General features: G+C 58.0%; 13 protein-coding genes. All 13 read left to right on the top strand.

Features of this window, described 5'->3' with window-relative positions:
- The gene (locus ABS41_RS07585; RefSeq protein ID WP_290592526.1) at window positions 1–1,308 is read left to right on the top strand and encodes a hypothetical protein; all 1,308 of its coding nucleotides are present in this window, start codon (window positions 1–3) and stop codon (window positions 1,306–1,308) included.
- Window positions 1,309–1,327: 19 nt separating this feature from the next.
- Window positions 1,328–2,455, top strand: coding sequence for a hypothetical protein (locus ABS41_RS07580; RefSeq protein ID WP_290592524.1), 1,128 nt, complete (start codon window positions 1,328–1,330; stop codon window positions 2,453–2,455).
- Complete coding sequence (gene asnB / locus ABS41_RS07575; protein ID WP_290592522.1) at window positions 2,455–4,365, top strand: asparagine synthase (glutamine-hydrolyzing); 1,911 nt, start codon at window positions 2,455–2,457, stop codon at window positions 4,363–4,365. Before ABS41_RS07580 ends, asnB begins: the two co-directional genes overlap by 1 nt.
- Before the next feature lie 58 nt (window positions 4,366–4,423).
- Window positions 4,424–5,506, top strand: a complete 1,083-nt coding sequence (locus ABS41_RS07570; RefSeq protein ID WP_290592520.1) for a glycosyltransferase — start codon at window positions 4,424–4,426, stop codon at window positions 5,504–5,506.
- 102 nt (window positions 5,507–5,608) lie between these two features.
- On the top strand, window positions 5,609–6,817 hold the full coding sequence (locus ABS41_RS07565) for a glycosyltransferase (protein ID WP_290592518.1): 1,209 nt from the start codon (window positions 5,609–5,611) through the stop codon (window positions 6,815–6,817).
- Complete coding sequence (locus ABS41_RS07560; protein WP_290592516.1) at window positions 6,814–7,986, top strand: glycosyltransferase family 4 protein; 1,173 nt, start codon at window positions 6,814–6,816, stop codon at window positions 7,984–7,986. The genes ABS41_RS07565 and ABS41_RS07560 overlap by 4 nt, the downstream gene beginning before the upstream one ends.
- The gene (locus ABS41_RS07555; RefSeq protein WP_290592514.1) at window positions 7,983–9,110 is read left to right on the top strand and encodes a hypothetical protein; all 1,128 of its coding nucleotides are present in this window, start codon (window positions 7,983–7,985) and stop codon (window positions 9,108–9,110) included. The genes ABS41_RS07560 and ABS41_RS07555 overlap by 4 nt, the downstream gene beginning before the upstream one ends.
- Window positions 9,111–9,115: 5 nt before the next feature.
- On the top strand, window positions 9,116–10,111 hold the full coding sequence (locus tag ABS41_RS07550; RefSeq protein WP_290592512.1) for a sugar-transfer associated ATP-grasp domain-containing protein: 996 nt from the start codon (window positions 9,116–9,118) through the stop codon (window positions 10,109–10,111).
- A gap of 101 nt (window positions 10,112–10,212) precedes the next feature.
- Window positions 10,213–10,728 (top strand): GNAT family N-acetyltransferase, encoded by a 516-nt coding sequence (locus ABS41_RS07545; protein WP_290592510.1) that lies wholly within the window; start codon window positions 10,213–10,215, stop codon window positions 10,726–10,728.
- A 24-nt stretch (window positions 10,729–10,752) separates the two neighbouring features.
- Window positions 10,753–11,577: a YdcF family protein gene (locus ABS41_RS07540; protein ID WP_290592508.1), complete on the top strand. Its 825-nt coding sequence runs from the start codon at window positions 10,753–10,755 to the stop codon at window positions 11,575–11,577.
- Complete coding sequence (gmd, locus tag ABS41_RS07535; protein ID WP_290592506.1) at window positions 11,574–12,686, top strand: GDP-mannose 4,6-dehydratase; 1,113 nt, start codon at window positions 11,574–11,576, stop codon at window positions 12,684–12,686. The genes ABS41_RS07540 and gmd overlap by 4 nt, the downstream gene beginning before the upstream one ends.
- 2 nt (window positions 12,687–12,688) lie before the next feature.
- A complete protein-coding gene (locus ABS41_RS07530) occupies window positions 12,689–13,630 on the top strand; it encodes a GDP-L-fucose synthase (RefSeq protein WP_290592504.1) in 942 nt (313 codons plus the stop codon).
- Between the two features lie 7 nt (window positions 13,631–13,637).
- Window positions 13,638–14,822 (top strand): LegC family aminotransferase, encoded by a 1,185-nt coding sequence (locus ABS41_RS07525; protein WP_290592502.1) that lies wholly within the window; start codon window positions 13,638–13,640, stop codon window positions 14,820–14,822.
- Window positions 14,823–14,867: the final 45 nt, after the last annotated feature.

The following is a 14,867-nucleotide window of genomic DNA, read 5'->3' as shown; positions in this document are numbered from 1 at the left end:
ATGTGGACTGACGCCGAACCCGACCATCGGCAGCTCAAGGCTGGGAGGTCAAAGCCTGGTCGTGCTGTGAGGCTCTACCTGCTTGCATTGGCGGCGCCGTTCGTGGCGGTGGTATTGGCGGTTATGCGACCGAGGGATCCCGCCTCCCGAAATCTGGTTTGGATATTCACCGTCTACTTTGGCGCGGCTTTCTATATCGCAGCAGACTCGGGATTTGATTCCGTCAGCTATGCAGAGTGGCTGAAGGAGATGCATCAAGCGCAGTTCAGTCTGCGCCACCTGATCGGGCTGTTCTTCGTGCAGGGCAGTCAATATCAGGATGTCTACCAGCCGCTTCTAACCTATGCGGTCTCTCTGCTAACGGATGAGCGCTGGCTGCTTTTCGCCGTATTTGGAGTACTTTTCGGCTATGTGTACTCGCGCAACGTATGGTTCCTGATCGACCGGATCCCAGCCAGGTTCGGCTTGCTGGTGGGCTTCCTGCTTTTGGCATATGCGTTCCACATCAATATTGGGGCGGGGCTCAACGGCGTGCGCATGTGGACTGCGCTTCATGTCTTCGTGTTTGGATTCCTGCACTACCACGCCACTGGCAGAAAGAAGTATCTAGCCATCATCCTTGCGACTCCCCTGATCCACTTTTCGTTCTGGCTTGCATGTGCCGTCACGGCTGCGTACTTCCTGGTGCGCCGCTTTGGCATCGGCGTGTACGTATTCTTCCTGATCTCTATGCTGGGCGCCGCGCTCGAATTTTCCACCGTGCAGGCCTTGATGGGTTATCTGCCCTTGCCAATAGAAGAGCGCGCCGCCGGATATATGGGCGCAGTCGCTGCCAACCCGGACGTGATGGGCGACCGCATGAATTCCGCGATCTGGTTCCTTCAACTGAACAACTGGTTGGTGATGGCGTTCTTCACCTTTGGTGCGAGTTGGATGGTCTGGCGTGGTTGCCTCAGCAATGAAGGGCTGGTGCGCAGCCTGCTCGTGTTCGGAATGCTCTTGTATGGAGTTATCAACCTGGTGAGCTACATTCCATCGCTGGGCCGCTTCTATGCATTGGCCGAGATGCTGCTGCTTGCGGCGATCATTCTATTTGTGGCGAGCGGAGCCGGGCGCAAGCGACTAGATCGACAGGTCCTCTCGGGTGCATCACTTCTGCTGGTTCTGAACTTGGCTCTGGGCGTACGCTTCATGCTTGGCTTTGCTTCGATCTGGCTGTTGCTTGGGAACTTCTTCATAGCACCATTCGTGAGCGCCGATCAGAGCCTGTACGAGCTGATTCTCTATGCTATGCCGGGATTGCGGTGAGCATGCTGGTGGCGAAGTAATGACGATTTCATCGTTGAAGGATAAGGCGCTCTCGCTGTACACCAATCTTCGGGGTTGGCGTACCAATCGCAAACTGGTTGTGTTCGAAAGCGATGACTGGGGCGCCATTCGCATGCCGGGACGTGACGCGTTCGATGCCTTGCTCAAGGCGGGTATTCGCGTAGATGATTCGCCATATGACCGCCTAGATTGTCTCGAGAGCCGAAGCGATTTCGAGGCACTTATGAATGTTCTCGATGCTCACCGCGACGCTAATGGCCGTCCGGCGGTTTTTACGTTCAACACTATATTGGGCAATCCGAACTTTGATGCCATCGAGCGCGACAACTTCCAGCGCTTTCACCACCAACACATTTGGAATTCGTATCAGCACTATCACGGTGAAAGTCTGGAGGACTGCTGGCGACAGGCGATCGAACTAGGACTGATTCGGCCCCAGTTCCATGGGCGCGAGCACCTGAACGTGCCACGGTGGATGTCTGATCTACGCCATGGCCGCCGGGAGACTACGATTGCGTTTGAGCATCGATTCTATGGGCTCACGACGTCCACTTCGTCGCCGCGGCAGCGCGATTACCTTGCGGCTTTTTGGGCTGAGAGTCCCGAAGAAGTGGAGGATGCCCGCGCGCGACTAAGGGCAGGGCTCGAACTGTTCGCCCAGACCTTCGGCTTTGAGTCAGCGACATTTACTCCCTGCAATTACATTTTGCCGGATCAGTTGCGAGTGACTCTGGCGGGTTTAGGCGTCCGCCTCATCCAGGCCCAGCGGGGCCAGTTCGTTCCAGCGGGCGACCGGGCAGAAGGGCGAGTACGACGCTACTACACGGGCTTGAAGAGTCCCGAAGAATTGTTGTACTCGGTGCGAAATGTCTTGTTCGAACCATTTGAAAGCGAGCGTATAGATTGGCCGGCCCGCACGCTTCACGGCATTCAAGAAGCATTTACATTGGGCAAGCCCGCAGTCATATCCACACACCGCGTCAACTATGTATCCGGCATGGATCACGCCCATGCGAGGCGTAGCATTCGGCTGCTCGACCAGTTATTGGCTAGCATTCTGAGGCGCTGGCCATCTGTCGAATTCCTTTCTTCCGATCAGTTGTTGATGCACATGGAGTCGAGTTGATGTGCGGAATCGCGGGATTCATCGATTTTGCTGGCCGTCTTGGCAAGCCTGACCTGCGATCAATGGTGGCAAGCCTGCGCCACCGGGGGCCGGACGACGAAGATGCCTTGGTGATTGACGGGCCCGCGACACGGGTTGGCTTGGGCCATGCGCGGCTGTCGATCTTGGACCTGACTGAAGCCGGTCGCCAGCCGATGCGCCACGAGCAACTTTCAATCGTATTCAACGGAGAGATTTACAACTACCGCGAGATTCGAAAGGAGTTGATCGCTCGCGGCCATGCCTTCCATACGGATTCCGATACCGAAGTGATTCTTCATTCATTCGCGGAATGGGGCGTCAGGTGCCTTGATCTCTTCATAGGTATGTTTGCGTTTGTCCTTCATGACGCGCGGAGTGAGCAGGTCTATTTCGTAAGGGATCGAGTGGGCGTAAAGCCTCTCTATGTGTATCAGAGCACAGACGCCTGGTTATTTGCCTCTGAACTAAAGGCGCTCAGGGCCAACAAAGTTTTCAGCGCCCAATTGAGTCAGTCTGGCCTGAGGTCATTCTTCGAGAATGGTTATGTGGCGGACGACGACTGCATCTATGAGAACTGCAACAAGGTGGATGCGGGTACCTACTGGGTTCTCAGTCTGAGGACGCGGCGATGCGAACGTGTGCGCTGGTGGAACTACGCTTGTCTCCATCAAGCTCCCAAGCTAACCATTGGATTCGATGACGCGGCCGACGAACTAGAGGCGTTGCTGAAGTCTGCGTGTGAGTACCGGATGGTGGCAGACGTGCCGGTAGGAGTCTTCCTCAGTGGTGGCTACGACAGCACGGCGGTTGTCTCACTGTTGCAGTCGGCATCATCATCGCAGATCAAGACGTTTACTATCGGTTTCACTGAGGGAAACGACGAGGCCCCATCTGCCCGCGCGACGGCAAGCTTCCTGGGAACAGATCATCATGAGCTGTATTGCTCGCCGGCAGACGCACTGCACACGATCAGCCAATTGCCTGAGGTATACGACGAGCCGTTTGCAGACAGTTCTGCGATACCGACACTTTTGGTGAGTCGACTGGCGCGGTCTAGAGTGAAGGTAGCCTTGTCGGCAGATGGGGGGGACGAACTATTTTGCGGCTACGATTCCTACCCGATTACCGCGCGCCGGATTGCCCGAATGGGCCAGATTCCCTCAGCGCTTCGCGGCCCGATAGGTGAATCGTTGAGGTTGGCTACGAATTTGTTTCCGAAGTCGGCACATGCTTTGCGACATCGATTACTTGGAATCGGCGAGAGTCTGGCGGCCAGCAATGTGCAGATGGCTCAACGCCTCCACGAGCGTTCGAGAAAAATGCCGCAATCCATGCTCAATCAACTTCTACCCGGCGATCGTGAATCGCGGATGGAAACTCGGGGCGGTTGGCCTGATGGTGCAGACCCGATGGAGGCAGCGATGGGTCTGGACTATCAGACCTATCTGAAGGACGACATTCTTACCAAGGTTGACCGGGCGACCATGTCCGTTGGATTGGAGGGAAGAGAGCCTTTCCTCGATCATCGAGTCGCCCAGTTTGCAGCCCGGCTCCCTCTTAGCTACAAGTTTGACGGGCTCACGACGAAGAGAATCCTCAAGCACATCGTCCATCGTCATGTCCCAAAGGAGATGATGGCGAGACCAAAGGCGGGCTTCTCGCTTCCGATCATGAAATGGCTCCGAGACGAGCTTAGCGAGCTGTTTTCCGAAACGTGCTCTGCCGATCAGCTTCGAGTGTCAGAGTTTCTGGATCCGCGCGTCGTGGAGTCCTGGATCAAGAGCTTCCAAGGAGGCCGCTTCCACTATTCGCCGCTCATATGGCGCATCTTCATGTATCAATTGTGGGCGAACAGATGGTTGACGAAGAGCGCCATGACACGTCAGTAGACGAGACGGAAAGAAGCGGTTGAATGAAATGACATCGACCACAAACATGGGTAAACCATTGAAGACGATCTTGGTCGGCCTCCATTCGCTATGTGCTGGCGGTACCGAACGTGTGGCTTCTACATTGCTTAATGCTTTTGCAGAATGGCCCAATGTGGAGGTGCACTGCATTCTTTACGGCAAGAAACCTGAGGTCTTCTACCAGATATCCCCCAAGGTCACGATTCATGTCCCGGATTTCACATTTTCCGATCGGCATCGAATTTTATCGACTCTCCGGACTATGGGGTTCATTCGTCGCGTTATTCGCCGAATCAAGCCATCGGTATTTTTAAATTTTGGTGAATACTGGAATAGCCTCGCATTGCTCTCCGCCAAGGGACTGGGCGTAGACGTAGTGGTGGCGGATCGATCCAACCCCAACAAACCACTCGGGACGATCCAAGAATTCTTGCGGTCATGGCTGTATGCGAGCGCCGGGTGCGTGATCGTCCAGACAAGCCGAGCAGCGCGCGTGATCAAGGAAAAGGTTCCAAAGCAGCGTGTGATTGAAGTCATTCCAAACCCGCTCGCATCTTGGCCAAACGCCTCACAGGCACCCAAGAGGAACGAAGTTCTCTTTGTTGGGCGTCTCATCCCTTCCAAGAATGTTGATCGACTCATTCATATGTTCGCCGCCGCGCGACGGGACGACTGGCGGCTCATCATCGTTGGTGACGATGCTCAAGGATTCTCTGAAATGGGGAATCTCAAGCAAATTGCGTCGGCACTGAAAGTCGATCAATGGGTAAGCTTCGAGGGAAAACAACGGAACGTGGCTGAGTATTACAGGCGCGCCTCAATCTTTGCGTTTGCGTCTGATTCCGAGGGATTTCCCAATGCGCTTGCCGAGGCGTTATCGTTTGGCTTGCCCTGTATTGCATACGATTGCGACGCTGGCCCCGGAGATCTTGTCGTTGATGGATTCAACGGCTATCTGGTGCGGACGCATGACGAGCATCAATTCTCTCAGAGATTAATGGAGCTTATCTCTGATCAAGAACTACGCGAATGCCTGGCAGCGAATGCCAAGAAGTCTGTGGCGCATCTCGAAAATTCCCGGATTGCCCAAGATTTTCTGCGCGCGTGTGGTAGCGTCTGATGAATGCCGCCAGAGTTCTATGGAGCCGCCTCATTGGCGAGGGCCGTATACGGTTGTGCTGCGGGGGGGGGGTAGTGCTTGAAGATAGTTCAAATTAATTCCGTGTATAACACGGGCAGCACGGGCCGCATTGTGGAGGGTATCGCCGAGGCCGCACGAAAGCGTGGCCATCAAGTTTGGGCTGCGTATGGCCGTGCTGCTAATCCTGGCCCAACCCAGATTTACCGGATATCCGGCCTTGCAGATCATCTTCATCACGGGCTGCACTCATATTTTCTAGATGGACAAGGTCTGGGATCCAGGCAAGCCACGCGGCGACTAGTTCGCTGGTTAGAGAAGATCAGGCCGGATGTGGTGGGTCTGCATAACCTTCATGGCTACTATCTGAATGTGCCGATTCTTTTCGACTATCTGATCTCGGAGCGAGTTCCTATCGTATGGACGCTGCACGATTGCTGGCCTTTGACAGGACATTGCGCAAACTTCGATCGATTTGCGTGTGATAAGTGGAAAGCCGGCTGCAGCAAATGTCCCATGACCTCCTACTATCCTAGAAGTCTGGTTGACAACAGTCGGCGTAACTGGAACCAGAAGCGCGAGTTGTTCGGTGCGGCGGGGTCGTTGACCCTTGTGGTGCCGAGTCGCTGGTTGGCGCGGATTGTGTCCCAGTCTTACCTTGGTAAATTCCCCACCCGAGTGATCCCGAATGGCATCGATATCGATGCTTTCAAGCCAACGCCCGAAAGTGGTGCCCGACCGATCGTGTTGGGTGTGGCAAACCACTGGAACCAGGCAAAGGGACTGGATGATTTCTTCCAACTTCGCCAGTTTTTGGCATCTGGTTTTGGAGTCATGCTTGTCGGACTGGAGCCCCGCCAGTTGCGGCGATTGCCCAAGGGAATTGAGGGGGTGCCAAGAACTCAAAACGTGGCCGAATTGGCGGCGCTATATTCGTCTGCGAGTGTTTTCGTTAACCCGACCTATGGCGACAATTTCCCTACTACGAATCTCGAAGCGCTGGCGTGCGGCACGCCAGTGATAACTTATGCCACCGGAGGCAGCCCTGAGTCAGTAACGGGCGATGTCGGTCGCGTCGTTGCACAGGGGGATATAGCCGGCTTGGCAATGGCTGTAACGGAGATTGCGGCGCTCGACCGGGAGAATCTTCGTCAAATGTGCCGCAGCCATGCGGTCAGGAAATATGACCGCACCGAGCGCTTTGCGGAATACGTGTCGTTGTTCGAAGAGGCGTTCGCCCGTGGATTGGGCTCTAGCAGCACTACATTGTCTGAAGGCGCTTTCATCCAGTGAATCCTGAACAAGAATTGGGGGGGTGTCGCCTCGTCGTCCTCAACCAAGCCGCAAACTACCTTACCGTCGGCTTTGTCAATGCCTTCAACCGGCGTTTCGACTCGGTGACCCTGATCACTGGTGGCGTGCATGAGCAGGGGGAGGCGCTGAACCCCGATATCGAGGTTCGGTGGATCAACCGTTGGTACGAACGCCCTGCGTGGAAGAAGGCAGCATCGTTCGCATTCGCCCTGGTTCGCATGTGGTGGCTCCTCATGACGCGATACCGCCGACACGAGGTGTTGTTCGTATCGGTGCCGCCAATGGGCTACCTATTGAATCTGCTGCTGCCGCATCGCTTCAGCATGGTGATCTGGGACATCTATCCTGACACCCTGAAGATCACGGGGATGCGCCCGTCTCACCCCTTGTACCGTGCATGGGCATGGTTGAACCGTCGCTCATTCCGCAAGGCCCACCGTATCTTCACCATCGGCGAGGTGATGGCGGATGCACTGGCCGCCTATGTGCCGCGCGAGCGCCTGAGCATCCAGCCTATCTGGTCCATCTTCCAGGGCGGGGAGCACGTCCCACGGGAGGACAATCCCTTCATTACCGAACACGGGATAGGGGGGCGCTTTGTTGTCCAGTATTCGGGTAACATCGGCCTCACGCACAATGTTGAGTTGCTGATCGACGTGGCGGAACGGCTGAAAGACGATCCGCGCGTTCTTTTCCAGATCATTGGTCGTGGCCCGCGTGAGCCGGCGATCCGGCGACGGGTCGAGGAGGCCGGTCTTGCGAACGTTCAGATGCTGCCGTTCCAGTCTGACGATATGTTCCCCTACTCGCTATCGGCGGCTGACTTGGGCGTCGTCTTGCTAGATGGCCGGGTGGCCCAGGGTTCGGTGCCCAGCAAGGCCTACAACCTGATGAGCATGGGCATACCCTCGCTCTATATCGCGTCGGGCGAGAGCGAGTTGGCGCGTTACGCAGCGCACTTCGGTCATGCGTGTTGCTTAGACGCCTCGCAGATTGATGAAATTGCGCTCTTCGTCAAAGCCATGGCCTCGCGACCACCGGCGCTGGAGCAGATGGCCGAGAATGCCGCGAAGGCGGCCACGCAATTCACCCGTGCAAATGCCGGCCATTTTGTTTCACTTTACTTCGAGTCCCGCGCCACGAAATGATCAAGCAAGCATTGCTCGACAACCTAAAAAACCTGCGTGGCTGGCGAGCGCCGCGCAAGTTTGTTGCATTCGCAGTCGATGACTATTGCAGTGTGCGCGTGGCGTCTGCCAAGGCGTTGGGCAATTTACAACGCGCGGGCCTTGATATATCGGGGCGGTTCGATCGGCTGGATGCTGTTGAAACGCGCCAGGATCTTGAAGCCTTGTTCACCGTGCTTGACTCCGTACGCGGGGGTGACGGTCGCCCGGCGATCTTTACTGCATACGCACTTTCCGCGAATCCGGATTTCGCGCGCATTCGCGAGGGTGGCAAGAATTACGAATATGAGTCGGTACCACAGACTTTCGCCAGGTTGTCCTATGAGCAGCGCCCGGCATACGAGGGCGCATGGGCGCTGTGGCAGGAGGGCATTCGCAAGGGGCTGATCCAGCCGCAGTTCCACGGCCGCGAACATTTCAACGTTGATCTGTTCGAGCACAAGCTTCGGTCAGGGTCGACCGAACTCAGGGTCAATCTTGAGAACAACAGCGTGGCTGCCCTCTCCGGCGAGCCATCCATGCCCGGCGTGGGCTTTACGCATGCCTTCGGTTTGCATGCGCGCTCGGAGCTGGCTCGGCATGAGGAAATCCTGCGGAACGGACTGGACCTCTTCCAGAAAGTCTGGGGGCTCCGCTCTGTCACGTTCACTCCCCCTGCGCTGCAGCTGCATCCCTCGCTGTACCGCGTAGTAGAGGAGGGTGGGGTGCGCTCTATCGACAAGCCGCTGCGCTGCGTTCGCGCGATGGGGAACGGCGAGCAGCGGCGTGAGATGAATCATAGCGGACGCCAGCGAGGTCAGGTTCACATGACAGTGGTACGCAACGTTGTGTTCGAGCCATGCACGGACATGGGCGTTGAACCGGTCGAGCACGCGACGGCCCAAGTCGCCGCGGCGTTCCGCTGGGGCCGGCCAGCCATCATCAGTTCGCATCGTGTGAACTACGGCGGACATTTGGACGAAGCTAACCGCACTTATGGCTTGGATGCACTACGCCGGTTACTGCGGCGCATTGTCGAACGCTGGCCTGAAGTGGAGTTTGTGAGTGTCGACCAGCTGATCGACCGAATGGAGGCAGTGGAGTGAGACTGTTGCGTCGAGTCATCTATCTGGGTTACTACTTCCGGAGCATGAATTGGTCGTTGTTGCGGCGCTTCATGCGCCATGCGCGGAAATGGGAGGGTATGGGGTACGCGCGGCAGGTGTTCGCGTTCGTGCGTGATTCCCTGCGTTACAACATTTCGCCCCTAGAGTGGTATCAATTCGGGTTCGCCATGTTGACGCCCGAGCAGAAATCCACGTGGGCCGGCACGGGCACGATGTACGAGTTCCAGCTCCGGGCCAACCCCACTGCCGAGCGAGGCCTGCTGGATGACAAGCGTCGGTTCTACCGTGCCTACCGTGAGTTCTTTCGCCATTCGCTCTGGTCCATCGACGAACTGACCCACGATCCGTCGCTGGCTGGTCGCCTGTTGAAAGAGCACGAGCGCCTTGTGTTTAAAACGTCCAACGGGAAGTGCGGATCCACCGTCCAGGTCCACAGGACTACGGACTTGCGGCCAGACGTCCTAGTTGCATGGATGCAGGAGCGCGGTCTCGACATGGTAGAGGCATTTGTCGAGCAGCATCCTGCATTGCAGGCGCTTTCTCCGTCCGCCGTAAATACGGTTCGGATCTTCACGCTTTTGGACAATGCCGGACACGTACGCATCCTTGGATGCCGCTTGCGAATCTCGGTGAATTGCCATGTGGACAATCTGGCGGCTGGGAATCTTGCCGCACCTATCGACGAGAAAACTGGCATCGTGACAGGTCCGGGCGTCTATTCCGACATCACACGGGCCTCGGAGGAGATTCATCCGATCACCGGCACCTCCATCGTCGGATTCCAGGTGCCGTTCTGGGAGGAAGCTCTGGCGCTCGTTCGCAGGGCCAGCGTCAAACATCCGCAGAACCGTTCCATTGGTTGGGATGTGGTGATCACGCCGGGCGGGCCCGGCATGATCGAGGGCAATCACGACTGGTGCAAGCTGGTGTGGCAGTTGCCGGTGCGGCAAGGTCTCAAGCACCTTCTGGAGGTCGCTTGATCGCGCGGACGTTGCTATTCGTGAAGCACCGACTTCCTGTTTTGTGGACTCTGGTTGACTGGCTGAATGCAAGATTGTTCGCGTTCCGGCACGCATCCAGAATGAGAGGCGTCGTCGACGAGGTTTGCAGCGAATTCCTGTTGCCGGGCTTTGAGTTCAGGTCACTGGGCGCGTCGGATTTGCTGGCACTTTCCTTATTGATCGAGCGGCAGGGCGAAGATCGGCTCAGATACTTCCAGCCTCATGGTTTCGACCCGCGTACCCTCGGGCGCATGCTATCCAACCCGGCGTTCCTGATGTTTGGCGTATGGGAGAAGGATGAGATTTGCGGGTATTTCTTCCTGCGCTGTTTCTGGAATCGCCGTTGCTTTGTCGGACGTTTGATCGACAAGGAATTCGAACGTCGCGGCATTGGGCGCGTGATGAACCAGATCATGTACCACATCGCTTGGCGCGCGGGCTTCCGATGCATGACGACCATTTCCCGTCATAACCGTGCCGTGATGCGCTCGCACGAACGAAATCCACACGCGAGGCTGCTGGGGGAGCTCCCCAATGATTATCTCCTCGTTGAGTTTACGCAGGATGTTCGCGAAGGTGGGGGGATAAAAGCTTGAGCGCACCCTCTTTGGAGCACGTCAATGATGTATGAACTGACAAAACTCCTGTCCTTCCTCGTCGAACCACTTGGCATCAGCCTCATGCTTCTGATCGGGGGGCTGTGCTTGCTAATCCTGAAACGTCCACGAGCCGGGCGGTTCGTTCTTGTAACCGGGACGATGGTTCTTTGGGGGTTCTCAACGCCCGGCGTCGCCGACTGGCTGCTGGGAGGACTGGAGCGGGACTGGCCGCAGGCTCGGGTCGAAGATGCGCCAGCTGCCGACGCGATTCTGGTGCTCGGCGGCGCCTTCAATAGCGGAAACGGGCAGTTGCTGTATCCCCAAGCTGGCGGTCAGGTGAATCGCTACTGGCATGCCGCGCGCTTGTATCGGGCGGGTCGCGCGCCACGCATCATCGTCAGTGGCGGGCGCAATCCGCATCACCCCGCCGGACTAACTGAAGCTGAGGCGGGCGCGATATTCTTGGAGGAAATGGGGGTGCCTCGCCATGCCATCGTCATGGAACAAGCGGCCTTGACCACGCGCGGCCATGCGGTTGAATTGCCGCCGCTGCTCGACCGCTACAATATCGACACAGTATTGGTGGTCACGTCGGCAGCTCACATGCGCCGTGCCGTGGGAGCCCTTGCAGATGTGGGCGTGCGGCTCATCCCGGTGGCGACCGACCACTCGTCTTACGAAGAATCGGGGTTCCGGCTGCACAGGATAATACCCAGTGCGAGCGCATTGTCGCGCAGCACGCGTGCCATGCACGAGGTGACAGGGGTGATCTACTACCGATTGATGGGATGGATCCAGGGGGCTTCTCCGGCCCACCAACAGATGGAAAAGAAGCAAGAGCCATGAAGAAACGAGCATTGTTGACCGGTGTGACGGGCCAGGATGGGGCCTATCTTACCGAGTTCCTCTTGGGGAAGGGCTACGAGGTACACGGCATCAAACGCCGCGCGTCCCAGTTCAACACCCAACGTATCGACCACCTGTATCAGGATCCGCACGAACCGGACCCGAGGCTCGTGCTGCATTACGGCGACTTGACGGACTCCACCAACCTGATCCGCGTGATGCAGGAAGTCCAGCCGGATGAGGTCTACAATCTGGGCGCACAGAGCCACGTGGCGGTGTCGTTCGAAAGTCCGGAGTACACGGCCAACAGTGATGCTATCGGCCCCCTGCGCCTGCTGGAGGCGATCCGCATCCTGGGCATGGAAAAGCGGGTGCGCTTCTATCAGGCATCGACGTCCGAGATGTTCGGCGAGGTGCAGGAAACTCCGCAACGGGAGACCACGCCTTTCTACCCACGCTCGCCCTATGGCGTTGCCAAGCTGTATGGCCACTGGATCACGGTGAACTATCGGGAGTCGTACGGCATGTACGCATGCAGCGGCATCCTGTTCAATCACGAATCCCCCCTGCGCGGCGAGACCTTCGTGACCCGCAAGATCACGCGCGCCCTGTCCCGGATCTTCCTCGGCTTGGACGACTGCCTTTACCTTGGCAACCTCAATGCACTGCGCGATTGGGGTCACGCGCGGGACTATGTAGAAGCGCAGTGGTTGATGCTGCAGCAGGACGAGCCCGATGATTTCGTGATCGCCACCGGCCAGCAGAAGTCGGTGCGGGATTTCGTGAATGCGGCTGCTTCCCGGCTTGGCATGAAGGTCGAATGGAATGGCGAGGGGTCTGGTGAGTATGGTGTATTGGCCGATGCGCCGGACGATTGCCATGCGCGCCCGGGTGCACGGATCGTGGCCGTTGATCCACGCTATTTCCGGCCAGCGGAAGTGGAGACGTTGCTTGGCGACGCGAGCAAGGCACGAGAGAAGCTTGGCTGGACCCCACGAACGAGTTTCGATGAGCTCGTTACGGAGATGGTGGATTGGGATCTGGCGCGGGCCCGGCAAGACGCGCTGATTGAGAACAATGGCTACCGCGCTTTTCGGTTCAAGGAATGAAAATGGATGGTGCAAGTCGGATTTTCGTGGCTGGTGCAGGCGGCATGGTCGGCAGCGCAATCTGCCGCGCGCTGCAGCGCCAGGGTCTGGGCGCGGTGCTGGCGCCTAGGAGGAACGTTCTGGACTTGGGTAATCAGGCCGCGGTGGATGCCTGGTTTGCCGCCAATAGGCCGGACTACGTGTTCCTCGCAGCGGCAAAGGTCGGTGGTATCCATGCCAACAACGCCTTCCCCGCTGAGTTCATCCACGACAATCTGGTCATCCAAACCAATGTCATCCATTCCGCCTGGAAGCACGGGGTCCGAAAGCTGTGCTTCCTGGGTTCATCGTGTATCTACCCGAAGCACGCGCCGCAGCCGATGCGGGAAGAGCACTTGTTGACAGGCTCTCTGGAGCCGACCAATGAGTGGTACGCCGTGGCCAAGATTGCAGGCATCAAACTATGCCAGGCCTACCGGCGGCAATACGGGTTTGATGCGATCAGCCTGATGCCGACCAATCTCTACGGCCCTGGCGACAACTTCCACCCCGAGAACTCCCACGTGGTGCCCGCGTTGATCCGCCGCTTCCACGAGGCGGCGGAGCAGGGTGCGAGCGAGGTGGTGATCTGGGGGACGGGCACTCCACGCCGCGAGTTCCTGCACGTGGATGACTTGGCGGACGCCTGTGTCTTCCTGATGCGCAACTACTCTGATGAGCAATTCCTCAATGTCGGGGTGGGCGAGGATATTCCGGTTCTTGAGTTGGCAATGCGCATCGCCCGCGTCGTTGGCTTTGAAGGTCGGGTCTCCACGGATCCGGACAAGCCGGACGGGACGCCACGCAAGCTCCTGGACGTGTCGCGCCTGAACGCGCTGGGGTGGCGGGCCTCGATCGGACTGGAGGACGGCTTGCGAGGAACCTACCAGTGGTTTCTTCAGAACCATGCAACGGCCCGGCTGTGAGGCCCTGATGAGCCAGCACCCAAACAGCAGAATTGCTGCCGACGTGGTTGCGTTTGTCCGGAGCATCTATGGCGACGGATTTGTCCCGCTACATCGTCCCGTTTTCGAAGGCGACGAGCGCAAGTATCTGATCGATTGCATCGACTCCAACTTCGTCTCCTCTGTGGGCGCGAAGGTCACTGAGTTCGAGCAGCAGATTGCCGCCTTCACCGGCGCGAAGTACGCCATCGCTACCGTCAACGGCACCGCCGCGCTGCACGTGGCCCTGCAGCTGGCCGGCGTGCAGCGCGGTGATGAGGTGCTATGCCAGGCACTGACCTTCATCGCCACCTGCAGTGCGCTGACCTATGCCGGGGCGGTGCCCGTCTTCATCGACGTGGATCGCGATACCCTCGGTCTGAGTCCGGATGCCCTGCGCCGCTGGCTGTCAGCCCATGCCGAGCTCCGCGACGGGCAGGCGTACAACCGTGCCACCGGAAAACGCATCGCCGCTTGCGTCCCCATGCACACCTTCGGCTTCCCGTTGCGAATCGCGGAGGTGGTTGCCGTGTGTGGCGAGTACGCCATTCCCGTGGTGGAAGATGCAGCGGAATCTCTGGGCAGCTACGCAGGCACGCAGCACACTGGCACTTTCGGCAAACTGGCCACGCTCAGCTTCAACGGCAACAAGGTGATTACCACCGGCGGCGGCGGAATGATCGTCACCGATGACGAGGCGCTGGCTCAGCGCGCCAAGCACCTCACCACCACGGCCAAGATCCCGCACCCGTACGAGTTCGTGCATGACGAGGTGGGCTACAACTACCGCCTGCCCAACCTCAATGCCGCACTGGGTTGTGCGCAGATGGGGCGCCTGTCGGAAATGCTGGCCATCAAGACGGAGGTTGCGCGGCGCTACGCGGAGTTCTTCCAAGGCGCCGGCGTGCGCTTCGTGCAACCCATCTCCGGAGCTACCGCCAACAGGTGGCTGAACGCCATCATGCTGGAGAACGAAGTGCAGCGCGATGCTTTCTTGGAATACACCAACGCCAACGGCGTGATGACCCGACCGGTATGGCGCTTGATGTCCCGGCTGGAAATGTTCAAGAACTGCCAGCACGACGGGCTGGAGAACTCATATTGGCTGGAGGCGAGGGTGGTAAACCTGCCGTCCAGCGTGCCGGACGGGGCGATGACGCCCCTCCGGGGCTGAGCGGTTATTTCGCTTGCTGGAACGGACCGCAATCTGATCGACGAC

Source organism: Arenimonas sp. SCN 70-307, from assembly GCF_001724815.1.
In the GTDB taxonomy this organism is placed as follows: domain Bacteria; phylum Pseudomonadota; class Gammaproteobacteria; order Xanthomonadales; family Xanthomonadaceae; genus Arenimonas.
Note: the sequence above shows the minus strand (reverse complement) of the source record. Positions and strands in the feature narration are given on the sequence as shown.